The following is a 23,025-nucleotide window of genomic DNA, read 5'->3' on the forward strand; positions in this document are numbered from 1 at the left end:
CACACCCGCCCGGGCGAATGGCCGGAACTCGACAACACCCTTGGAGGGCCCATCGGACGCCAGTAGGGTGATCGACATGCTGCAAAAAGTAAGAGGAACGCAATATTTGACGGCTCTACGGGAAGGCGGTTCCCTTCCCGGTCTTGTCGAGGCCGACAACGACACCACCTATGTCGTCAAGTTCCGGGGAGCCGGGCAGGGGAGCGCGGCCCTCGTCGCCGAGATCGTGGTGGGCGAGCTCGGCCGCCACCTCGGTATCCGGGTACCCGACCTGGTACTCCTCGAAGTGGACGCCGAACTGGCACGCCGTGAACCGGATCAGGAAGTGCAACAGCTCCTCCAGGCCAGTACCGGCTCCAACCTGGCCATGGACTTCCTGGCCGGATCGGTGGGCTATGACGGCATCGTCTGGCGGGCGCCGGCCGAGGAAGCCGCCCGCGTCTACTGGCTCGACGCCCTGACGGCCAATGTGGACCGCACCTGGTCCAACCCCAACCTCCTGATCTGGCAACGCCGGTTGTGGGCGATCGACCATGGCGCGGCGCTGATCTTCCAGCACTCGTGGCCCTCGGTGGACGGCTGGGCCAACCGGGACTACGGGATGGGGTCGCACGTCCTGTCCGAGCGGGTTTCCACGCTCACGACCCCGGCCCTGGACGCCCTCGATGCCGAACTGGCCGCCCTTGTGACGTCCGAGGCACTGGACCGGATCCTCGGGCTGGTGCCCGACGACTTCCTGGTGAACATGAACTCGGCCAACGGTACGGACCCGCAGACCCTTCGCGGACGCTACCGCGAATACCTGCTGGCCCGTCTCGCCGGCGAGCGCGCATGGTGGCCGGAGGTGGCGGCATGAGCACCCCTTCCTCACCGTCCCTCGGCTTCGACTACGCCCTTCTGCAGGCCGTTCCCCGCGTCGACCGCGGCGAGCGGATCAACGTCGGAGCGCTGCTCTACTGCAAGGAGGCCGACTTCCTCGCGGCCGAGGTGCACATCGACGCCGCCCGCCTGCGCGCCCTGGACCCCGAGGTCGACCTGATCGGTGTCACGGACGCCCTGGAGGCGATCCGCGCCATCTGCGCGGGCGACGCGAAGGCCGGTCAGGCCGGCGCGGGAACGCTGCGCTCGCGGTTCGGCTGGCTCACGGCCCCGCGCAGCGCGGTCGTCCGGACCGGAGCGGTACACGGCGGCCTGACGGCCGACCCGGTGGCCGAACTGGACCGGCTGATGAACCGGCTGGTGCGCTGACCCCGCCTCCTCCCGCATACCGCCCGCCCCTCCCGAGGACACCACATGCGAGACATCGTCAATGCCGTCGTGAGCGGGGAAGCGGGGCGGGAGGACTTCGCCGCGCTCGCAGTCCCCGGGACCTATCGGGCCATCACCTTGCACAAGAGCGAGACCGGCCTGTTCTCCGGGCTCGCCACCCGGGACAAGGACCCGCGCGAATCGGTGCACCTGGACGAGGTCCCGGTCCCCGAACTGGGCCCGGGCGAGGCCCTGGTGGCCGTCATGGCCTCGTCCGTCAACTACAACACCGTCTGGTCGTCCCTCTTCGAACCACTGCCGACCTTCGGATTCCTTGAGCGGTACGCGACCCGGTCGCCGCTCGCCCGGCGGCACGACCTCCCGTACCACGTCATCGGCTCCGACCTCGCGGGAGTCGTCCTGCGCACCGGCCCCGGCGTCAACGCCTGGCACCCGGGCGACGAGGTCGTCGCGCACTGCCTCTCGGTCGAACTGGAGTCCTCGGACGGCCACGACGACACGATGCTCGACCCCGAGCAGCGCATATGGGGCTACGAGACCAACTTCGGTGGCCTGGCAGAGATCGCGCTGGTGAAGTCCAACCAGCTGATGCCCAAACCCCGGCACCTGACGTGGGAGGAGGCCGCCTCCCCGGGCCTGGTCGCCTCCACCGCGTACCGCCAGCTCGTCTCGCGCAACGGCGCGGGCATGAAGCAGGGCGACAACGTGCTGATCTGGGGTGCCGGCGGCGGCCTCGGCTCCTACGCGACGCAGTTCGCGCTGGCCGGCGGCGCCAACCCGATCTGCGTGGTCTCCAGCGACCAGAAGGCGGACATCTGCCGGAAGATGGGCGCCGAGGCCGTCATCGACCGCACCGCCGAGGACTACCGGTTCTGGAAGGACGAGCACCACCAGGACCCGCGCGAGTGGAAGCGGTTCGGCAAGCGCATACGCGAGCTGACCGGCGGCGAGGACGTGGACATCGTCTTCGAGCACCCGGGCCGCGAGACCTTCGGCGCCTCGGTGTACGTGACCCGCAAGGGCGGCACGATCGTCACCTGCGCCTCCACGTCCGGCTACAACCACGAGTACGACAACCGCTACCTGTGGATGTCGCTCAAGAAGATCGTGGGCTCCCACTTCGCCAACTACCGCGAGGCCTGGGAGGCCAACCGGCTGATCTCCAAGGCAAAGATCCACCCCACACTCTCCAAGGTCTACGCGCTGGAGGAGACCGGGCAGGCTCTGTACGAGGTGCACCGCAACCGGCACCACGGCAAGGTGGGCATCCTCGCGCTGGCCCCCCGGGAGGGCCTGGGCGTTCGCGACCACGAGCTGCGGGCCGAGCACCTCGACGCCATCAACCGGTTCCGGACCCCGGCGCTCGCGCACGCCTGACGTTCCGGCTCGGCAACGGGCTGCCACCACGCCTCCGGGCGCCGGTGGCAGCCCGTTGCCGTGCGCGGCAACGGGGCCCAGCCACCGCCCGAATCCATTTCAGATACAGAACTGCATTGGGATACAGTCTTGTACCTGGGCGCGCGTCAAGGAGGCGATCACCATCACCAAGCGACTCACCAGACAGCAGAGCCGACAGGTCACACGCGAGCAGCTCCTCCTGTCGGCAGCATCACTCTTCGCCGACCAGGGCGTCAGCGGAACCTCGGTGGAACACATCGTCGAGGCCGCCGGCTACACCCGGGGCGCCTTCTACGGCAACTTCGAGGGCAAGCACGAGCTCGTCCTCGCCCTCCTCGAACAGCGGACCCAGCGCGAGCTGGAGGAGATCCAGGCGATGAGCCGCGAGGCGGCCACCTTCGAGGAGATGCTCGACCATCTCCGCTCCTGGCACCGCCGACGCGACCAGAACCTCGCCAGCTGGCTCGCCCTGCGCACCGAACTCTGGCTCTACGGCCTGCGCGACCCGGAACTCCTGCCGGTGCTGGCGGACCGCGAGCGCCGCTCCCGGGAGGCAATCGCCCAGGCACTGGAGCAGGGCTTCACCGCGCGCGGCGTGACCACTCCGGCTCCCGTCGAGCTGCTGGCGCTGATCGTGCATGCCCTGGACGACGGTCTGTCCATCCAGCGCGTGCTCTCCCCCGCCGAGAGCGGTACCGACTCCGTCGTGGACGTGGTGGAACTCCTGATGAAGTCCTGGACCGCCCTCGCTCGCAGCACCGCCACCGAACCGGCCGCCGCAACCGCGGCCGAACCCCCGATCGAGAACCTGGAGAAGAAACCATGAACGAGGCAGGGCAGGCAGTTAAGCCGGCGACCGCCGGCCCACCTGCCACCCCCGACGTGCCCGAGCCCGACCCCAAGCGGTGGCTCGCGCTGACCGTCCTGCTGGTCGCCACCTTCATGGACCTGCTAGACGCCAACATCATCACCGTGGCGATCCCGAGCGTCCAACGCGACCTCGGCGCCTCGTCCGTCGCTATCCAGGCGATGACGGCCGGCTACACCCTGAGCTTCGCGGTGCTGCTGATCACCGGCGGCCGGCTCGGTGACATCTTCGGCCGCAAGCGGATGTTCCTGATCGGCGTCAGCGGCTTCGTCCTCGCGTCCGCGCTGTGCGCCGCCGCGCCCAGCACCGAATTACTCGTCATCGCGAGGGTTCTCCAGGGGCTCACCGCAGCGATCATGGTGCCCCAGGTACTCGCTCTCATCCACGTCTCCTTCGCACCCCAGGAGATCGGCCGAGTCGTCAGCCTCTACGCGGGCATGGTCGGCCTGGCCATCGTCTCCGGCCCCCTCATCGGCGGTGCCCTCATCAGCTGGAGCCCCCTGGACCTCAGCTGGCGCAGCATCTTCGTGGTGAACCTGCCGGTCGGTCTGGTGGCCCTGATCGGTGCGGCGAAGTGGATGCGGGAGTCGAGCTCCCCACACGCCAAGCGCCTGGACATCATCGGCATGCTGCTGGTGATCCTCGGACTGCTGCTGCTCATGGTGCCGCTGACCCTCGGCCGCGAACTCGACTGGCCGACGTGGAGCATCGTCTCACTCGTCGCCGCGGCCCCCGTGCTCGTGCTGTTCGTGGTCTACGAACGCCACAAGACCCGCAAGGACGGCTCGCCCCTGGTGACCCTGTCCCTGTTCAAGACCCGCGCGTTCGGTGCCGGCACCGGCGTTCAGCTCCTCTTCAGCGCCATCCCCGCCGGATTCTTCCTCAGCTGGACGCTCTACCTCCAGGCCGGTCTCGGCTGGTCGGCCCTGCACACGGGCCTGACCGCGATCCCGTTCTCCCTGTGCGTACCAATCGTCGGCGGTCTCGCGGTGCGCAAGCTCTCCCCGCTCTACGGCCGTTACTGCCTGCTCGCGGGCTCGCTCCTGATGCTCGCGGGCATCGTCTCCTTCGCCTGGGCGGCCGACCACTTCGGTACGGACATCACCTCCTGGCACACGATCCCCTCCATGCTCCTGATCGGCTCCGGCATGGGTCTGCTCATGCCTCCGCTGACGGCTCTGGTCCTCCGGCAGGTCAAGCCTCACGAGGCCGGCGCCGCCTCCGGCATCATCAACGCGACCGGTCAGCTCGGCGCCGCGCTCGGTGTGGCGGTCATCGGAAGCCTCTTCTTCGCGGCGCTCGCGAGCAACGCGGGTCCGCATGCCGAACGGGTCGCGCCCACCGTCCATTCGGTGTCGCCCCAACAGGCCGCGGGCCTCCAGGTCTGCGCGACCGAAGCACTCGGCCAGGACGATCTGGCCAAGGTTCCGGACAGCTGTTCCACACTCGTCCAGGGCGCCGACGCCGGCACCCGGGATACGATCAATGGCGCGCTCAGTGAGATCCGTGCGAAGACTTTCGTGTCCACCTACAGCGAGACGCTGTACTGGGCGGCCGGTGGCCTGATCCCGGTCACCGCCCTCGTGCTGCTCCTGCCTCACCACCGGGTCCGACGGGAGGAAATGGCGTAGGACGCCGCCGCGCTGACGACCAGTCGATCCCGAGAACCACATCTGGAGACCCCGATCATGAGCAGCGGTACGACCTATCAGATCCTCACCCGGGGCAAGTTCGCGCCCCTCGACGAAGAGCAGCGCGCGTCGCTGCTCGCCCAGGCGGACGACCACGGCGTGCTGAGCGCCAGGTTCACCGCGGAGGGCACCGTGTCCTACGAGCGCGGACTGCACGGCTTCACCTTCCGTGTACTGATCCCCGCGACCGACGACGACACCGAGGAACTCGTGCTCTCGCAGGCCGAGGAGCTCGCCGAGGTGGCCGTCCGCAAGCTCGGCGCCGACTGCGTGGAGCTCAAGTCGGTGTCCACGGACCTGGCCAGCATCAAGATCAAGCGGAAGGGGCGCTGACCCGAAGGTCCTGGCCGGCGCGGCGCCCGTGCACCGCGTCGGCCCGTACCGGCAGGGATGCGGAACAATCTGATGACACCTGACGAATTCACCCTCGTGATGTCCGACCCGACCCTGCGCCGCGTGTTCTCCGCGGTCGCGCTCGGTTCGTCGACCTCGTCCGAGATCCTCGCGGCGGCGGGGCTCGACACACCGGTGGCGGCCAAGGCGATCGGGCAGCTGACGCGCAACGGACTGCTCGTGCCCGAGGGGCGCGGCCGGCTCGTCATCGACGAAGGCGCCCTGGCGGCGGTGGCGCAGACGGCCGCGCGCCGCCAGGAGGAGGCCGCCGCCGCCGAGCAGCCCGACGCACAGCTGCGCGGCTTCGTACGCGACCGGACGCTGGTGGGCCTGCCCGAGGAGGAACACCACGAGGCGCGGCAGGCGGTCCTGCGTCACGTGGCGGAGGCCACCTTCACCCCGGACGAGGAGTACGACGAGCGCACCGTGACGGGGCGGCTTGAGCCGTGGTGCGAGAGCGGAGTCCTGGATGCGGTCTCGCTGCGCCGGGCCCTCGTCGATCTCGGGTTCCTGCGGCGGCAGTCGGGACTGTACGGCCTGACCACCGACTGACACCAGGGGCCCCGCGTCCGGCCGGACGCGGGGCCCGTCGGCCTCGGACAGGCCCTAGACCGCCCCCACGGGTACCGGCCGGGGGCGGCGTACGGCCTCCAGTACAGCGGCCTGGTACGGGGTCAGGGAGCCCGCCCGCTCCTGCGGGAACAGCTCCGCCCAGTTCGGTTCCCGCCCGCAGGCGTAGAGGGTCCCGAGCGAGGAGAGCATCGAGCGGACCTCGGCCCGCCGTCTGCCGGAGGACAGCAGCCAGCCCTGCCGCTCGCCGTGCTCAAGGGTCTGGCGCACCGGGCTCAGCAGTACCGGATGGGCACTGACCTCGACGAACACCTCATGCCCCGCGGCACCGAGATTCTCCACCGCGGCCGCGAACCGTACCGGCTCCCGCAGGTTCCGCATCCAGTAGGCGGACCCGAGCCCGGCGCCCGCGACCGGCTCGGCCGTCACCGTCGAGTACATCGGCACGCGGGTGGGGGCCGGTTCCAGGGCGCGCAGGGCGGTGTGGAGGTCCTCGCGCAACTCCTCCACGTAGTGGCTGTGCGAGGCGACCGTCCCCTTGATCACCCGGCAATAGACGTCCCGCGCCTCCAGTTCCCCGAGCAGTGCGGCCAGGGAGTCCGAGTCGCCCGCCAGGACGGTGGAGCGGGGGCTGTTCTCCCCCGCCACGCTGATCGCGCCACCGCCGGCCGCAGCCAGCTCGTGCGCCTCGGCGGGTGAGAGTTCCGTCGTGGCCAGCGCTCCCTTGCCGGAGATCCGGCGCAGCAGCGCGCTGCGGCGGCACGCGACCGTCATGGCGTCACGCAGGGTCAGCCCGCCGGCCGTGTGGGCGGCTGCGATCTCCCCCATACTGTGGCCGACGACCGCGTCGGGCGTGATTCCCCAGCTGCGCCACAGTGCGGTCAGACCGATCTGCAGGGACACCATCGTCGGCTGGAGGACGTCCAGTTCGTCCAGCCGCGCGGCCTCGGCCGGCAGGTTCAGCTGCTCGACGACGGAGAATCCGGCGAACTCCCGTACCAGCCGGTCGCATTGGTGCACGGCATCGCGGAAGACCGGTTGCTGTGCGAGGAGTTCACGGCCCATCCCGTACCACTGGGCTCCCTGTCCGGCGAAGACGAACACCAGGCCGGGGCGCCGGGCGGTGACGTCCGCCGGGACCCTCCCCACCTCGCCGGCGCAGGCCTCTTCGAGCTGGGCACGCAGTTCGTCGTACGATTCGACGGCGAAGGACAACCGGTGGTCGCCGCTCGTGCCCGTCGCGGCTTCGTGGCAGTACCGGACGAGTGGCGGCAGGGCGCGCGCGGCGCGGATCCTGTCGAGGTGCGCGTACAGCAGGGCCTGGAGCAGGTCCTCGGTGGCGGCGGCTATGGCGAACAGCCGTGCTCTCATGGTTCCCCCCTTTCGGTTTCGGCCCGGGCGACGGGTCACCGGCGGACGGCGATCCGGTGACGGTAGCTCTCCATCGGCAGTCCGCTCATCCAGGGCACGATGCCCACCTTGCTGAGCACCTTGATCGCGGGAGGCGGCTGGTAGCCGGCGAACATGCCGCCGAACATGAGGATCTGGCTGTGCGCGGCGATCTGGCGCACCAACGGGTTCATGCGCTGTTTGGCCAGCGTGGTGCGGAAGTGACTGCCGGGCGCCATGCGCAGGCGGACAGCCGCGCGGACCCGGTCCGAGATGTCGTGGTCGGCCGTCCAGTCCAGGCCCTCGGTCTCCTCGGCCGTGCGCCGCATGGTCTCCGTACGCTGGCGTGTGTAGACGTCGATGTGGCTGAGGTAACCGCCGGGGCGCAGCACGCGTGCGGCCTCCCGGAGGAACTTGCCGAGGTCGGGGTAGGTGTGCGAGCTCTCGATGTTGACGAGCACGTCCACGGAACCGTCCTCGAAGGGCAGGTCCTCCGCATCGCCGTGGACGAAGGTGAGCGCGTCGCCCCGGGAGAGCGTGGCGGTGGCGCGGGCGACCGCCTTGGGCGAGAGGTCCAGACCGGTCATACGGGCGCCGGGGGCGATCCGGGAGAGGAGGTTGAGGCCCTCCCCCATCCCGCAGCCGACCTCCAGGACATGGCGTCCGGCGTAGTCGTCGAGATCGAGGGGGAGCTCGCGCAGGGCGAGGAAGTAGAGCTGCTCGCTGAAGCCGTCCGTCCACGGCTCGCCGAAGCCCGGCACGCGGGCGCGGATCTCCTCGACGAGGGCGGGGTCGTACATGCCCCAGTTCCACAGGGCGCCGTGACCGGAGAGCGTGGCGGCCATGTCGTAGATGGTGGCGCTGGCCGACTTCATGCCGGCGGCGTTCTCGCCGCGGCGCGCGGCGCCGGACTCGTCGAGGTTGATGTCCGCGAGGCCGCTGGTGAAAGCGGTCATGACGTCAGGGGTGGCTGTCATGTGGGTCTCCGATGAGCAGAGGGGCGGTCAGGCACTGACGCTGTCGCCGCGCACCAGGCCGAATCCTTCGGGTACGCCGGCGGGGTCGGTGCCGGTCGTGACGGGGCGGTTGTCCGCGTCGACGAACACCACGGCGGGTTCGTACGAGCGGACGTGCTCCTCGCTCATGGATGCGTAGGAGATGATGACGACGAGGTCACCGGGGTTGATGAGGTGGGCCGCGGCGCCATTGATGCCGATGACCCCGCTGTCGGCCTCGCCCTCGATGACGTAGGTGCTGAGCCGGGCACCGTTGTCGACGTCGACGCTGTCGACCTTCTCCCCCGGCCACAGGTTCGCGGCGGCCATCAGGGTGGAGTCGATCGTGACGGAGCCGACGTAGTACGGATCCGCCTGGGTCACGGTGGCGCGGTGGATCTTGGACTTGAACATCTCGCGGAACAGCACGTCGTCTCCCTTCACCAGGTCACCGGTAGCTCGTGAACGCCGTAGATGATCGAGTCCGCACGGGTGCGCACCTCCGCGGCGGGCACGGCGAGGCGCAGCCCCGGGAAGCGGCCGAGCAGGGCCGCGAAGGCGACCCGCAGTTCCAGCCGGGCGAGTTGCTGGCCCACGCACTGGTGGATGCCGTGACCGAACGCGAGGTGGGGTACGGGCTCGCGGGTCACGTCGAGCTCGTCCGGCAGCGCGCAGAGCGCGGGGTCCCGGTTGGCGGCGGCGAAGGAGAACGAGATCGCGTCCCCGGCCGCCATCCGGTGTCCCTCGAACTCCAAGTCCTCGCCCACCGCACGGATACCGCCCGCGTGGACGACCGTCAGGTGGCGCAGCAGTTCCTCCACCGCCCTCTCGGTCAGGGTGGTGTCGGCGACCAGCGCGGCCAGCTGCTCGGGGTGCTCCAGCAGGGCGAAGGTGCCAAGGGCGATCATGTTGGCGCTGGTGTCGTACCCGGCGGTCAGCAGGACGCTGCCGATGGTGGCGAGTTCCTCGTCGCTGAGCCGGCCCTCGGTGACGAGGGTGCCGAGCAGGTCGTCCGCCGGTTCGGCCCGCTTCGACTCGACCAACCCGCGCAGCAGCACGCCGATGGCGTGCCAGCCGGCGATGGCCTCCTCGGCGCTGGAGTGCACGGCGAAGAGTGCTTTGATGGCCCGGGAGAACTCCGGGCGTTCCGCCACGGGCACGCCCAGCAGTTCACAGATGGCCGAGGCTGCCATGGGCTCCGCGAACTCCGTCACCAGGTCGGCCGGGCCCTCTCCCCTGCCCTCTGCCATGGCGTCCAGATGCAGCGCGGCGAGCTCCGTCAGCCGGGGTTCGAGGGTGCGGGTGCGGCGGGCCGAGAACCAGGCGCCCACCGCCCGCCGGTAGCGGGTGTGTTCCGGCGGATCCATCGCCGTGAACATGCCCGGGGGCACGGCAGTGCGGTCCGCCGCCATGGGCAGGGCGATGGGCGAGCGCAGCGCCTCCCCCCAGGAACTCATCCGGGGGTCGGCCAACAGCCGGCGAGCCTCGGTGTATCCGGTGACCAGCCAGCCCACGTGGCCGTCCGGGAACTCCATACGGGCGACGGGGTGACCGGCGCGGAGCGCGCCCAGCTCGGGTGCGGGGTCGAAGGGACACCGGCCACGGGTCATCGGCAGACCCGCAACCGTGGGAAGGCTGTCGGTCATAGCTCCTCGTTCTCCGGAGACAGGCGGACGGGAAGGCGCTGCATCGAGAGCAGGTAGCGCGGTTCGATCTCTCGCGGGTCCACTGCCAGCGCCAGACCGGGGAACCGCTCGAACAGGGCGGTCAGGGCGACCTCTCCCTCGATCAGGGCGAGGCTCGCGCCCAGGCAGTAGTGCGCGCCGCGGCCGAAGCCCAGGTGCGGGTTCTGCTCGCGGGTGATGTCGAGGCGTTCCGGCTCCTCGAAGACCTCGGGGTCGCGGTTCGCGGCGGCCAGCACCACCTGGATGGCCTCTCCGGGCTGCACCTTCACACCACCGATCTCGAAGGGTTCGGTGGCGAAGCGGCGGAAGGTGTGCTTCACGGGCGCCGTGTGGCGTACGAGTTCGGCGGTGGCGCGGCTGCCGAGAGAGCGGTCGCCCTTCAGCAGTTCCAGCTGGTCGGGGTGCTGGAGGAGGGTGAACGCGCCGAGCGCGACGAGGTTGCGGACGGTTTCGTGGCCTGCCTGGACGAGGACCATCGCCAGGGCCGTCAGCTCGTCGTCGGTCAGCCGGTCGCCGTCCTCCTCGTGGATCTGCACGAGTTCGGAGATCAGGTCGTCCCGCGGCTCGGCCCGGCGGGCGACGATCAGTTCCTTCGTCACCCGGGCCATGCCCCGTACGGCCGGGGCGAACTGCTCGGGGTTCGGGCGCAGGGCCTGCGCGAGGCTCTCGCTCCACTCGCGCCACTGCTCGCGGTACTCCTCGTCGACGCCGAGGAGTTCGCAGATGACGATGATGGCGAGGGGGTGCGCGTAGTCCGCGATCAGGTCGGGTTCGGCCGTGCCGGCGAGGTCGTCCAGCAGTCGTGCCGCGACGCGTTCGACGGCCGGTGTCAGGGCGAGCATCCGGCGGGCGGACAGCGCCCGGGTGACGAGGCGGCGGACCCGCATGTGGTCCTCGCCGTCCATGGTCAGCAGGGTGGAGTCGAACATGTCGACGATGTCCTCGGGGATGCCCCGTCCGAGCATGCTGTCCCGGTGGGAGTCGCCCGGCGGGCGGCTTCGCAGGGTCGGCTCGCCGAGCACCGTCCTGACGTTGTGGTGTCCGGTGACCACCCAGATGTCGCTGCCGTCCGCGAACTTCCCGCGGCAGACGGGCCGGGGGCCGCCGAGCCAGCGCTCCCCCGCCTTCGGGTCGGTGATGAACGCCGGGTCGGACAGATCGAACTCACTCGCCAAGTCGTCGGATTCGGTGGTGAGTTCCGGTGCGGGGATCTCGGTCATTCGGTCTGCCTCGTTTCTTGCTGAGAATCTCGATCGTGCGCGTCAGGAGCTGCGGCCCGGAAGTCCGCCGCTCACGACCTCGGCGGCCTCGGCCATCAGACGCCCGGCCAGTTCGTCGGCGTGCCGGTTCTCCCAGGCGTGCAGCGGGGTGCCGGCCAGCCACCGGTTGCAGGCGCCGAGGGCGGGTCCGCAGGGGATCTGGTAGTCGGCGACGCGGCCCGGCGTGCCCTCGATCGCCCAGGTCGCCGCCTGGGCGCAGTACCAGCGGAAAACGAGCGCCATGCGCCGCTTGGGGTCGATGGCTTCCTCGGAGGAGACGCCCGGACGGGTGAGGATCTCCTCGAAGGGGGCTCCCAGGTAGTCGCGCTCCACCTTGGCGCGCACCGCAGCCGGGACCGCCTCCCAGGAGTCGTGGTTGCGCCACAGGTCGTGGAGCTTGCCCGCGCGGGCGTGAAAGAGCACGCCCTTGCGCAACACCCTTGCCCTTCCGCCCAGTTCGAAGAGGCCGCCGTAGGGCGCGAAGGCGGTGTCGTGGACGTCCGCCGCCTGGAGCAGGTCCTTGGCGGCGGCACTGGTCCCGCTCTCGGCGGTGCATACGTTGATGGAGCCGGTGAGGACGAAGCCCGCCCCCAGCACGAAGGAGGCCGCGGCCGACTCGGGGGCACCGATACCGCCCCCGGCCCCGATGCGCACCGCCTCGGCGACACCGCCGAGTTCCGCGCGCAGCCCGCGCAGCGCGGGCAGCAGCGCCCACAGGGCCGCCATGTCGGTGTGGTCCCCCGCGTCGCCCACCGCGCAGACGTCGTCGGCCAGCGCGACGCGGGCGCCGACCTCGGCCTCCTCGGTGGTGAGCAGCCCCTGCGCCACCAGCCCGCTCACCAGCGCGGCGGGCGGCGGCTCCAGGAACAGGCGGGCGACGTCCGGCCGGGTCACCTTCGCCAGGATCTTGCGGGGCACGTGCACGGTGCCGCCCGGCAGCACCCGGGCACCCGTCAGCCGATGGCGTACGAGGGCGGGTGTCGCCTCGACGTGGGTGGAGGCCTCGACGAACCGGACGTCCTCGCGGATCAGTACGTCGACCAGTTCGGATTCGGCACGCGGGTCGAAGGGGTCGTGCGTGACATTGACTCCGAAGGGCGCCCCGGCCGGGACGCGTGCGCGGATCGCGGCGAGTGCCGGGGCCACGTCCCGGGCGGCGAGTCCCGATGCGCCGAAGTAGGACAGCAGCCCGGCTCCGGCCATCCGGGCCACCAGGTCGACGGAGGCGACTCCTTGCCGCATCCCACCGGCAACGTAGGCGAGGCGGACGCCGTAGTCCTGTCGGAAGGCCTCCGACCCGAGTGACCCGGCGGAGGCCCTGGCAGGGCGTACGGGTGCGGCCGGCCCGGCCTCCGCACGGGCGGGCGCGGGGTGTACGGGCGTGGGCCGGGCGGTGGCGGGGCCGGGCGTCGGCAAGGGGGTCGCCTCGCGGCGTATCCGGTCGACGAGCTTGGTCAGTACCTGCCCCGGGCCGAGCTCGCGCACCCGGAGGTCGCCGCGCCCCATCAGGAGCCGGACGCTGTCGGTCCAGCGCACCGGCGAGGCGATCTGGCGGCGCAGGGTGGCGGCCACCTCCCCCGCCACGTAGGGCCGGGCGTCCACATTGGCGATGACCGGGATCTTCGGCGCGGCGAAGGGGGTGGCATCCAGCAGCCGGCCGAACTCCTCGGCCGCCGAAGCCATGTACCGGCTGTGGAAGGGTGCGCTGACGTTGAGCGGCGCGCACCGCGCGCCGGCCTTCTTCAGCGCGGGCAGTGCCCGGTCGACCGATTCCACGGGGCCGGCGATCACGGTCTGGGTCGGCGCGTTGTAGTTGGCGATGTCGAGGTCGGTGAGGCCGTTGTCCCGCAGGACCTGCTCCACGAACCCGGCGTCGACGGACGAGACAGCGGCCATCGTGCCGCCCGTGACCTGCCCCATGAGCCGACCGCGTTCGGCGACCAGGCGCAGTCCTGTCTCGAAGTCGAACACCCCGGCGGCGAACAGCGCGGAGAACTCGCCGAGACTGTGCCCGAGGACGTAGTCCGGCAGCCGCCCGCCCTCGCCCACGGCCGCCAGCCAGTTGAGGGAGTTGACCACGTACAGGGCCGGCTGGGTGTAGCGGGTGTCCCGCAGGTTGCGGCCCGGGTCCAGGAGGCACAGTTCACGGACCGAGTAGCCGAGGACGGCGTCGGCGCGGTCGACAAGGCCGGGGAAGCAGTCGAAGACCTCCCGGCCCATGCCCTTGGCCTGCGCGCCCTGCCCGGGAAAGACGTGGACGTCGAGCGTCGGTACGGCGGCGGGCGGGCGGGACGGCGCCGCTGCGGGAGCGCTCACGGGGTTCACCTCGATTCTTGCGGGGGTGGCGGCAAGGCGGGGGCGCGCGTCGAGGACGGCCCGGTACAGCGCCTCGTCACGGGCGTACGGGGACAGCAGGGGCAGCACGCGGGACCGGCTGCCCTCCGGCAGCGCGGCCCGCACCAGGTTGGCCATGGACCCGGAGGGACCGAGGTCGAGGAAGAGCAGGTCGTCCCGCTCCAACAGCGGCCCCGTGGCCCGGGTCAGGTCGAAGGGTTCGCGGAGCACCTGCCACAGGTGCACCGGGTCCGGAATCCGCACGGCCGCGCCGGTGGTGCCGGAGATCAGCGGAATCGTGGCCGGCCTCATGGTCAGGTCGCCGATCAGCTCCTTGAACACGCCCTCGACCGGGTCGATCAGGGGCGAGTGGAAGGGAAACTCGATCGGCAGCCGCTGACAGAGCGTCCCGGTGGCGTTGAGGTGGCGTTCGATCCGCTCCAGGGCCCCGGCGGTACCGGCCAGGACGAAGTTCTCCGGCGAGTTGACGGCGGCGACGTGCGCCGCGGCGAGAACGGGGTCGCGGTCGGCGAGTCCTGCGTCGGCCAGGACCGCGAGCATCCCCCCGCGGGGGCACTCGGCCTCGAACACGTCGACCTGGCGCAGCAGGGAGCGCAGGCACGCGTCGGGGTCGACCGCCCCCGCGACCGCCGCCGCCGCGACCTCGCCCAGGCTGGCTCCGAGCACCGCGCCGGGTTCGAAACCGTGGGCCCGGAGCATCCGCGCGAGCGCGTACTCGACCATGAAGATGGCCGGCTGGGTCAGGGCGAACCGTGTCATCGGGTGCTCGGGGCCGCGGCCGGCGCCGTGGATCGCCTCGATCACCGAGTCGCCGCGCACCTCGCGGACGGTCGCGTCCAGGGAGTCGAGGGCTTCCCGGAAGGCGGCGTCGGCCCCGTAGAGCCACTTGCCCATACCGTGGTACTGCGAGCCCTGCCCCGCGAACAGGAAGACGGGCGTGAGCATCAGGAGGCACGCAGGGAGGTCACGAACACCTTGTGCTGCGTGGGAAGCCGGCCCACGGACTCCACCATGAAGCCCGCCTCCTCAAGGGCGCGCCGCATGGCGGGCTCGTCCAGGCCGGTGGTGCCCTCGTCGCAGGCCAGGGCCTGGAACATGGCCCGCCAGCCGTCGATGTCGTTCTCGACCAGCGGCTCCACGACGAGCAGCCGGGCGTCCGTGGAACTGTCGGCCATGGCGGTGGCGACGGTGCGCAGGATCCGCACGCAGTTCTCGTACGTCCAGTCGTGCAGCACGTTCTTCAGCAGGTAGCGGTCGGCACCGGCGGGGACCTCGACGAAGAAGTCGCTCGGGGTGAAGTCGATGCGGTCGAGGACGCTCTCCTGCGCGACCCGCTCCAGGGCCGTGCGCCCTCTGGCGCAGACGTCGGCCCGGTCGGCCACGGTGCCTCGCAGGTCCGGGTGGGCGGCCAGCAGCCCGGGCAGCAGGCCACCGCTGCCGCCGCCGACGTCGACCACGGACTTGACGTCGCCGAAGTCGTGCACGCCCAGCAGGCACTGGGCCACCGGCGTGGCCAGGTCGACCATGCCCTTGTCGAACAGATCCGCCGCGTCGGGGTGGCTTTCCAGGTAGTCGTACAGGGACTCCCCGAACACCTCCTGGAAGCCCGACTTGCCGGTCTTGACGGTGTGCATCAGGCCGGCGAAGGCGTCGTCGTACAGCTCGGCGGCCAGGATGGCGAAGTGGCGCTGGGTGAAGGGGTGATCCGCGCACAGCGGCGCGTAGGCCTCGGCCAGCCGGAACTTCTCCCCGTCCCGTTCCAGGACTCCCGGCACGGTGAGCATCTGGAGCAGGCGGTGGAGGATCTCGGGGTCGGTCCCGGTGCGTTCGGCGAGTTCCGCCGAGGACATCGAGCCGCCGTCGAGGATGTCGGCTATCTCCAGGCGGGCGGCGACCGCGAGGGCCCGGGCGAACCAACCGCTGACTGCGAGCTTGAGGATTTCCATGAGAGGGCCTCTTTCGGTTCCGTCAGACGAGCCGGCGCAGCCGGTCGGCCAGGGCGGCAGGGGTGGGGGTCTCGAACACGTCGGTCAGCGCGAGCCGGACTCCGGTGATGTCCTTGATCCGCTGGGCGAGGGAGACGGCCAGCAGCGAGTGCCCGCCGTTGGCGAAGAAGTGCGCGCCGGCGTCGAGGTCGGAGCGGTCCAGCAGTTCGGCGAACAGGCCGATGACGGTGGCCGTCAGGTCGTCGCCAGCCGCGGCACCGGATTCCCGGCGGCCGACGGCCGGGCCGGAGTGCCTGGCGGCCTGTTCGGCGAGAGCCAGGTGGTCGACCTTGTCGCTGCCGGTGCGGGGGAAGGCGTCCACGGCGATGAAGCGGTGCGGGACGACGGAGCGCGGGAGCTGCCCATGGGCGTGGTCCCACAGTTCGTCCACGGCCTCGGGGCGGCCCGGGACCCGGACGAAGGCGGCCAGGTAGCCGTCCGCTCCGGGATCTCCGACAACCACGACGGCCGCCGCCTCGACGTCGGGGTGGCCGAGCAGCACCGCTTCGATCTCGGCCGGTTCGATCCGGTTGCCGCGCAGCTTGACCTGCCGGTCCATCCGGCCGAACAGGTCGATCCTGCCGTCCGGCCGCCAGCGGGCCACATCTCCGGAACGGTGGAAGCGCCCGTACTCCGCGTTCTCCCCGAAGCGCTCCGCGGTCAGTTCGGGCCGCTCGTGGTAGCCGGAGGCGACTCCGACGCCCGCGACACACAGTTCTCCGCGGAGGCCGACCGGCAGCGGCCTGCCGTGCGGGTCGGCGATGAAGATCCGGGTGTTGGCGACGGGCGCGCCGATGTCCACCCGCCCGCCGTGGCCGGACGGCACGGCTCCGGCGGTCGCCCAGATCGTGCTCTCGGTGGGGCCGTAGACGTTCCACAGTTCGGCGCCTGCGTCGAGCAGCCGGGTGGCCAGTTCGGCGGGCAGGGGTTCACCGCCGGTGAGGACGACGCGTCCGGCGGTGGCGCCGGCCGCCTCGCGCGCAACGAGCCGCCACGTAGTCGGAGTCGCCTGGAGCAGGCCGATGTCGTGGGCGGTGACGGCGGCCGCCAGCAGGGCACCGTCGGTGCGCGCCTCGTCCGGGAGCACCACCGTGTGGCCGCCGTACAGCAGCGGCATCATCAGTTCGAGCGAGGAGGTGTCGAAGCTGTATGTGCTGAGCCAGCCCGTGGGGCGCGTGGAGCCGGCCACGCCGAACCGTTCGGCGTAGTCGACGATGTGATTGGCGAGGCTGCCGTGCCGGATCGGGATGCCTTTGGGCCTGCCGGTCGAGCCTGAGGTGTGAATCACGTACGCGAGGGCGTCCGGGTCGGCCTTCACCGCCGCCTCGTCCACCGGTACCTGGGGCACGTCGTCCCAGGCGGTGGCGGGTACGACGAGGTGGCCGTCAGGTGCGGTGATCCCCGCGCCGACGACGACGGCCCGGGCCCGGGTGTCGTCGAGCTGGTAGGTGAGCCGCTCCTCGGGGTGGTTGGGGTCCAGCGGCAGGTAGGCCGCGCCCGTGAGCCAGGTGCCGAACACCGAGGCGGCCAGCGCGGCGCCGCGCGGCAGGAGGAGTGCGACGACGTCTCCGGGACGTACGCCGGCGTCGGTCAGCCGGGCGGCGGTGTCGACGGCGGCGGACCACAGGGAGCCGTACGTGGCTGTGCGGTCCCCCTCTCGTACGGCCACGGCCGCAGGGTCCGCGGCGGCGCGGCGGGCGAAACCTGTGAGTACCGAAGGCAGCTCGATCACGCGATCCGTGGCGTTCGCCGCGTCGATGACCTCGTGGTCCCGGGCCGACCAGGACGGCAGGGAGGCGATCGGAGTGTCCACCCCGGTGCCCAGGGCCACCAGGAGGGCGTCGTAGCGCCGGACCATCAGCTCGACGTCCGGGCGGTCCAGCACCCCCGTGTAGAACGCGGCGCGGACGGTGGCGGTGTCCCGGTTGGCCGAGACGAAGAACTCGAGGTCGAACTGGCTGAAGCCGTTCTCGACGACGAGGAGCTCCGCCTCGGCGCCGACCAGGTCGAAGGTGCGCTGGTCCTCGGTGAAGGGAACGTAGTTGAACACGTGCTTGAACAGCGCGCTGCGCCAGCCGGAGCCCGCGCGTTCGACCATGTCGAGGACGTCGTCCGTCGGTACGTCCTTGTGCGCCATCGCCTCCATGAACGTCCGCCGGGTCAGGGCCGTGAGGTCGCGGAAGGTCGCGTCACGGTCGAGAAGCAGGCGCAGGACGACCAGGTTGCTGTGGTAGCCGACCGCGTCCACCGCCTCGCGGGGGCGGGTGTTGACCGGCGAGCCGATGGTGAGGTCGGGTCCGGCGCCGTGCGCGGCGAGGAGGACCGCGTAGGCGGTGAGGAGGACGACGGACTCCGGCGCCCGGAGCTCGCGCTGGAGGCGGCGGACGACGGCGTGGGCCTCGGGTGACAGGACGTGGGTGACCTCGTCGCCCCGCAGGGTGGTGACGGGCTGGTCGCGCTGTTCGCAGAGGAGTTCCAGGCCCGAGGAGCGGAAGCCGGCCATTCGTTCCCGCCAGTAGTCGCGGCTCTCGGCGGACGGTGCGGGCTCGCGCAGGGCGGGCACCTCGACGGGTTCGGGGTGCTTGCCCTGAAGCGCCGCCTCGTAGAGCGTGACGAACTCGGCGCGCAGGATCGCTGTCGACTGCACGTCCGACACGGCGTGGTGGAGCGCCAGGCACAGGACGTCGGTGTCCTGGCCGTGCAGGAGCAGGGCGCGTACGAGGGGGCTGCCGTCCGGAGTGAACGGCCTGGCCACGAAGGCCGTCAGCAGGGCCGGTTCGTCCTGCTCGCCGCCGTGGTGCTCCGCCTCCTCCAGGTCGACGGCCACGGACGGTGCGACGGTCCTGGTCAGCTCGGCGCCCTCGCGGTGGTAGACCGTGCGCAGCACCTCGAAGCGTTCCGTCAGGAGTCGCACGGCGTGCGCGGCGGCGGCGGTGTCGAGGCGGCCCCGCACGCGCAGGGCCAGTGACAGGTTGTTGGCACCGCTACCGGGGACGAGCTCGTCGAGGAGCCACAGGGTGGTCTCCTTGCGGCTGGGTCGTACGTGCCCGGTGGGCAGAATCGGTCCGTCCTGGGCCGTGGCGGCGGGGAGTTCGCGGCTCACGCGGTCTCCCCGGGCCGGGCGGCCAGGACGCCGGCCACCGTCTCGGCGATGGCGGGGGTACGCAGCAGGTCCCGGTGCTCGACCTCGAAGCGCCGCTCGTCGGCGACCTCGATGGGTGCGACGCCGGGTGTGGTGCGCATCCTGTTCAGTCCGCTGCTCTCGCTGGCGGAGGTGACGACCGTGGCGCCCTGCCAGCCGGGACGCGGATCGAGGCAGGCGGCGGTGGCGAGGTAGGACATGAACGAGCCGACCAGCTGGACGAGTTCGCCGGCGTAGTCCTCGTCGAGCCCGGCCCGGCGCAGGGCCGCCGTGCCGATCGGGCGGAAGGCCGCGTACAGCCCGGCGGCGAAGTCGCCCGGGGCGATGCCGGACTGCGCGGCAAGCTTCTCCGCGGCGCCGGACAGTTCGGCTATCTCCTCGGTCGTGAGGACGGTGGTCATGTTGCCGATGACCCGGCCGAACTGGAGGTGCACGGTGGGCACGTCGACCAGTTCGGGATCGAACAGCACCACTCGGGGGAAGGCTGCCTGCCGGGCGCCGATCCTCTCGGCGAGCGCTCCGGCAAAGACGGAGCCGGCGCAGTAGCCGAGCACGGCGCGGACGTTACGGCCGGAGGCCGCCACCTCGGAGAGCCAGGGCTCCAGATAGGTGTCGTCCAGGGCGTCCGTCTGTGGGTCGCGGACCGGGGCGACCGTCTGCCACAGGGCGCAGTCCAGCTTCAGCCCCGGCGCCAGATCCGCGAATCCGCCCTCGTTCCGCCCCGTGACCGGGAAATCCGCGGCAAGCACGATATCCGTGTCGGTGTCCGATCCTGCGTCCGAAACGATATTCCATGCGGTGGGACTGGGCATTAAGGATCCCCCGAAAGTCAAAGGTTGATCGATTTAGTTTCGCGACCATCTCCGGCCAGACCAGGCCAGATACTAGGGTCAGCCAATCGTCGCTGTCCACAAAGAATTGATCATGGCTCGCGTCCCGCCGGGCCGGATAAACTCCGGACGAATCGGCATTCACACCAAGGGGTTTCGGACACCGAGGATGGAATTTCCGCCACTACCCATCGCCCGTCCGGCCGGATTTCCAGGAAGTTTCACGAGGAACGCTCCCCTCGCGTCGGCGAGAACTCCTCCTGGCGGCCACCCTGAGCCCCCGAGAGAAACTCCTGAATATCCCGGTTCGCCGTGTGACGGCCCCCATACGAGCCACCTGCTTCCGCTTGCACCGCGATCCGCCGGAACACCACCGTCCGGGCCCGTCACCGAGGGCTTCGCACCCCGTCGCAACGTGACACTTGGCGGACGGTGCGGCGGGATCAGCACACCCCTCCGAGACTCCCAACACCCCCTCAAGAACCCAACTTCCCGAACTCACTCACCATCAGAAAAAACAACCTTCGAACACCCAAAAGGCAAATGAATATGAATCGACCAACCCAGCTTTACCGGCCCTGGCGCCGGCTTCCCGTCCGGAGCTCGGGTCACCCCGGCGAGCCTGTCCTGCACGTACTGACACAGTCGCTCATTCACGGCCATCGAGAGCTACGCCCTTCGGCAGCCGCCCACGCCCGACCGCTGGTCCGGTCTCGGTCTTCAGGCCGTCGGACCCAGGGCGGTCACGCGTACGACCACTCAGTACAGGACGGCTCCGCCCGTGCCGGACCTGGTGATGCGTGACTTCACGGCGGACATGCTCAACACCAAGTGGTACGGCGACACAACGTACGTCGCCGTCGGCTCGACCTGGCTGTATCCCGCCACGGTCATCGACATCTGCTCGCGGCGAGCGATCGGCTGGTCGATCGCGGACCACACGCGCACCTCGCTGGTCACCGACGCGATCGAGATGGCCGTGGCCGCCCGCGGCGGCCCGGTCCACGGCGTCGTTTTTCACGCGGACAGGGGCGCGCACTATGGATCGGCCGCCTTCGCCGGGGTCTGCCGTCGGCACGGCATCCGCCGCATGCGCCGCGTCGGCTCAAGTTATGACAACGCCCTCGTCGAATCGTTCTTCCGGTGCCTCAAGCACGAGTTGCTGCACGGAAGGCGCTGGACCTCGAAGGCACAGACACGGCTGGAGCTGCTCAGGTGGCTGTCGTACTACAACCGGCGCCACCGCCACTCAGCCCTCGGCCACCCCTCGCCAGCCGAGTACGAACAGCAATTGATCACGTCACGTACGCTGTCACCCGTCGGGCGAAACCCGGTGTCCACCCCCCGGGGATCAACCTCACAGCGAGGGCGGTGAGCGGATTGGGACACGTTCCCGACTGGTTCTGGGAGGTCCTGGATGCGACAAGACCGCGCCTGTCTGCCCTGGAGGCATGGCTGGAGTCACAGCCGAGAGAGATTCTTGAGGGCTTCGCGCTGGCATACCTGGATGCGGTGGACTCACTGATCGACTTCTCGGAAGGCGTGAATGTCGACGGGGTCGTCTGGTCCGAGGACAGCACTGAGGACCTGTGCGTGTGGGTGGTCGGCCAGGGCCGCGGATTCTGGCACTCAGTGGCCGCAGGTGAGCGGGAACTGGCAGAGGCTGCGCAGGCATACCTGGAACGCACGTCGCTGCTCCGCGGGGAAGTGACCCAGTGGGATCAAGAGGTCACGGCCCCGGAGCACCGCGGATATCAGTCACCGGACGCTATCGTCTACGGCGTCTATCGAACGCGGTTTGCAGAAGACCTGCACGAACGACTTTCGGACGGTTGACCAGCTGTCCCGTTGGTTTCCGGATGATGCGGCGAGGCTCCTGGCGGGTCAGCGGTTGTCGAGGCCGGCCTCCTCCAAAGACCACCCGGACGAGCGCCGTTGGGGCGTCGTGCCGCTCGTCGACATGCTGAAGGAGGCGGTGCTGCGGACCGGCTGTCTGGACACGGTCACCTCCGTCTCCGGTGGCGGCAGCCTCTTGCCGGAGGTGCTGGCGGAGCGCTTGCTGCTGGTCATCTACGCGTACGGCACGAACACCGGGCTCAAGGCGGTGGCGTCCGGCGGCCACGGCCACGGCCACACCGAGGACGAACTGCAGTCCGTGCGGTGCCGGTATCTGTCCGCCGAGGCCGCCCGCGCCACCGCCGTCCAGATCGCGAACGCCACCTTCGCCGCCCGCAGCAGCGAGTGGTGGGGACAGGGCTCGACCGCGGTCGCCTACGACTCCACCCACGTGCGCGCCTACGACCAGAACCTGTTCACCGAGTGGCACTCGCGCTACGGCGGCCGCGGGTGGGGGACGTCGTACTTGGGCACGCATTAATGCTATGTCTGTTCGAATATCAGATGCGAATGACACACCGAATCACCCCAAAACGGGGCGCCGGCATCCCGAACCCCTCCCCAGCGCCCCAACCCCCTGTCAAACTGGCACCGGCCTCGCCGTCACCCCCGTCGGCGAGGCCACCCCGGGGAGGTCACCATGACGTGCGGAAACTGCGGCGCAGCAGCCACCCAGGGCCCCGACGGGTCCTGGACGTGCAACAACCTGTGCGGCTGGTCATCCACCGCACCCGGCCCCGCCATGACCCCGGAGATCACCACCACCAGATGCCGCGGCTGCGACGCCGAAATCCACGGCCTCAACGGCCGGTACGCATGCGGGCTCTGCGGATGGTCCAACCACTGGGACGAGGGACACCAGCCACTCCCCTCCGCCGGCAACGCCCCCAGGGGCACCAACATCCTGCGATAGCCATACCTGTACATCTCTCACGCGGATCCGTAACGGCACGGGGCCGGGCCGACCGTGTGGACTGGTCGGCGAGGTCCGCTGCACGACCAGAACGAGAGCGGGACTGCTGCGACACCCCTCCTGGCACCGGCTGCGCCCCGACCCCGCACCGGACGACACCACCTGATCCAGGCCCTGCAACCCCCGGCCTCATCTCCGGGCTGCAAAGTCTTGGACGGCTTGAGGTCCGACTCCGAGCGCTGACCGCTTGCTCTACAGCGCCGTCTCGCCCTGCGCCGTCCACGTACGAAGTGGGAGTGTCATGAATCAGGTGTGGACCTCCACGAAGGAGTCACCTGATGAGTACGACGACTGATCACCTGATCGAGACTGGGGCCGGTGTGTCGC

Annotated in this window: 20 protein-coding genes and 1 pseudogene; 12 read left to right on the forward strand and 9 right to left on the reverse strand. The window is 70.4% G+C overall.

Annotated features, from left to right (window positions below; translation table 11 throughout):
* The first annotated feature begins 76 nt into the window (after positions 1–76).
* The 7 genes from ABZY11_RS19865 (at position 77) to ABZY11_RS19895 (ending at position 6,171) form a co-directional block, all read left to right on the forward strand.
* Entirely contained in the window at positions 77–856 is a 780-nt protein-coding gene (locus ABZY11_RS19865) for a HipA family kinase (RefSeq protein WP_356480382.1), read from the forward strand.
* On the forward strand, positions 853–1,248 hold the full coding sequence (locus ABZY11_RS19870; protein WP_356480383.1) for a DUF3037 domain-containing protein: 396 nt from the start codon (positions 853–855) through the stop codon (positions 1,246–1,248). The genes ABZY11_RS19865 and ABZY11_RS19870 overlap by 4 nt, the downstream gene beginning before the upstream one ends.
* Before the next feature lie 45 nt (positions 1,249–1,293).
* Entirely contained in the window at positions 1,294–2,646 is a 1,353-nt protein-coding gene (gene ccrA, locus ABZY11_RS19875; RefSeq protein ID WP_356480384.1) for a crotonyl-CoA carboxylase/reductase, read from the forward strand.
* A gap of 163 nt (positions 2,647–2,809) precedes the next feature.
* On the forward strand, positions 2,810–3,493 hold the full coding sequence (locus tag ABZY11_RS19880) for a TetR/AcrR family transcriptional regulator (RefSeq protein ID WP_356480399.1): 684 nt from the start codon (positions 2,810–2,812) through the stop codon (positions 3,491–3,493).
* Complete coding sequence (locus ABZY11_RS19885) at positions 3,490–5,166, forward strand: MFS transporter (protein WP_356480385.1); 1,677 nt, start codon at positions 3,490–3,492, stop codon at positions 5,164–5,166. The genes ABZY11_RS19880 and ABZY11_RS19885 overlap by 4 nt, the downstream gene beginning before the upstream one ends.
* Before the next feature lie 57 nt (positions 5,167–5,223).
* Complete coding sequence (locus ABZY11_RS19890) at positions 5,224–5,559, forward strand: DUF6204 family protein (RefSeq protein WP_356480386.1); 336 nt, start codon at positions 5,224–5,226, stop codon at positions 5,557–5,559.
* Between the two features lie 72 nt (positions 5,560–5,631).
* The gene (locus ABZY11_RS19895) at positions 5,632–6,171 is read left to right on the forward strand and encodes a DUF2087 domain-containing protein (protein WP_356480387.1); all 540 of its coding nucleotides are present in this window, start codon (positions 5,632–5,634) and stop codon (positions 6,169–6,171) included.
* 54 nt (positions 6,172–6,225) lie between these two features.
* Here the strand turns inward: ABZY11_RS19895 and ABZY11_RS19900 are convergent, their stop codons facing one another.
* From ABZY11_RS19900 to ABZY11_RS19940, 9 genes are read right to left on the reverse strand one after another with little or no spacing between them, the layout of a single operon-like run.
* Positions 6,226–7,560 carry an acyltransferase domain-containing protein gene (locus ABZY11_RS19900; protein WP_356480388.1) on the reverse strand — a complete coding sequence of 445 codons (1,335 nt, stop codon included), beginning with the start codon at positions 7,558–7,560 and terminating at the stop codon, positions 6,226–6,228.
* A 35-nt stretch (positions 7,561–7,595) separates the two neighbouring features.
* Positions 7,596–8,555 carry a class I SAM-dependent methyltransferase gene (locus tag ABZY11_RS19905; RefSeq protein ID WP_356480389.1) on the reverse strand — a complete coding sequence of 320 codons (960 nt, stop codon included), beginning with the start codon at positions 8,553–8,555 and terminating at the stop codon, positions 7,596–7,598.
* A gap of 27 nt (positions 8,556–8,582) precedes the next feature.
* On the reverse strand, positions 8,583–8,999 hold the full coding sequence (gene panD / locus ABZY11_RS19910) for an aspartate 1-decarboxylase (RefSeq protein ID WP_356480400.1): 417 nt from the start codon (positions 8,997–8,999) through the stop codon (positions 8,583–8,585).
* A 14-nt stretch (positions 9,000–9,013) separates the two neighbouring features.
* Positions 9,014–10,219 carry a cytochrome P450 gene (locus tag ABZY11_RS19915; protein WP_356480390.1) on the reverse strand — a complete coding sequence of 402 codons (1,206 nt, stop codon included), beginning with the start codon at positions 10,217–10,219 and terminating at the stop codon, positions 9,014–9,016.
* Entirely contained in the window at positions 10,216–11,478 is a 1,263-nt protein-coding gene (locus ABZY11_RS19920; protein ID WP_356480391.1) for a cytochrome P450, read from the reverse strand. Before ABZY11_RS19920 ends, ABZY11_RS19915 begins: the two co-directional genes overlap by 4 nt.
* Positions 11,479–11,520: 42 nt before the next feature.
* Positions 11,521–14,817 carry an ACP S-malonyltransferase gene (fabD, locus tag ABZY11_RS19925; protein ID WP_356480392.1) on the reverse strand — a complete coding sequence of 1,099 codons (3,297 nt, stop codon included), beginning with the start codon at positions 14,815–14,817 and terminating at the stop codon, positions 11,521–11,523.
* The gene (locus tag ABZY11_RS19930; protein ID WP_356480393.1) at positions 14,817–15,818 is read right to left on the reverse strand and encodes a methyltransferase; all 1,002 of its coding nucleotides are present in this window, start codon (positions 15,816–15,818) and stop codon (positions 14,817–14,819) included. The genes fabD and ABZY11_RS19930 overlap by 1 nt, the downstream gene beginning before the upstream one ends.
* Positions 15,819–15,840: 22 nt before the next feature.
* Positions 15,841–18,960 carry an amino acid adenylation domain-containing protein gene (locus tag ABZY11_RS19935; RefSeq protein WP_356480394.1) on the reverse strand — a complete coding sequence of 1,040 codons (3,120 nt, stop codon included), beginning with the start codon at positions 18,958–18,960 and terminating at the stop codon, positions 15,841–15,843.
* Positions 18,957–19,748, reverse strand: a complete 792-nt coding sequence (locus ABZY11_RS19940; protein WP_356480395.1) for a hypothetical protein — start codon at positions 19,746–19,748, stop codon at positions 18,957–18,959. The genes ABZY11_RS19935 and ABZY11_RS19940 overlap by 4 nt, the downstream gene beginning before the upstream one ends.
* Before the next feature lie 742 nt (positions 19,749–20,490).
* Between ABZY11_RS19940 and ABZY11_RS19945 the strand changes: the two genes are divergently transcribed.
* From ABZY11_RS19945 to ABZY11_RS19965, 5 genes and pseudogenes are all read left to right on the forward strand, one after another.
* Positions 20,491–21,204 (forward strand): IS3 family transposase, encoded by a 714-nt coding sequence (locus tag ABZY11_RS19945; RefSeq protein ID WP_356480401.1) that lies wholly within the window; start codon positions 20,491–20,493, stop codon positions 21,202–21,204.
* A complete protein-coding gene (locus ABZY11_RS19950) occupies positions 21,201–21,665 on the forward strand; it encodes a hypothetical protein (protein ID WP_356480396.1) in 465 nt (154 codons plus the stop codon). The genes ABZY11_RS19945 and ABZY11_RS19950 overlap by 4 nt, the downstream gene beginning before the upstream one ends.
* 55 nt (positions 21,666–21,720) lie before the next feature.
* Complete coding sequence (locus ABZY11_RS19955; RefSeq protein ID WP_356480397.1) at positions 21,721–22,206, forward strand: Tn3 family transposase; 486 nt, start codon at positions 21,721–21,723, stop codon at positions 22,204–22,206.
* Positions 22,207–22,365: 159 nt separating this feature from the next.
* On the forward strand, positions 22,366–22,638 hold the full coding sequence (locus tag ABZY11_RS19960; protein WP_356480398.1) for a hypothetical protein: 273 nt from the start codon (positions 22,366–22,368) through the stop codon (positions 22,636–22,638).
* 61 nt (positions 22,639–22,699) lie between these two features.
* Positions 22,700–22,804 (forward strand): annotated as a pseudogene (locus ABZY11_RS19965) (ATP-dependent DNA ligase); the annotation flags it as partial.
* Between the last annotated feature and the right edge of the window lie 221 nt (positions 22,805–23,025).

The sequence above is a fragment of the Streptomyces sp. NPDC006510 genome (assembly GCF_040611955.1).
Lineage (GTDB): Bacteria > Actinomycetota > Actinomycetes > Streptomycetales > Streptomycetaceae > Streptomyces.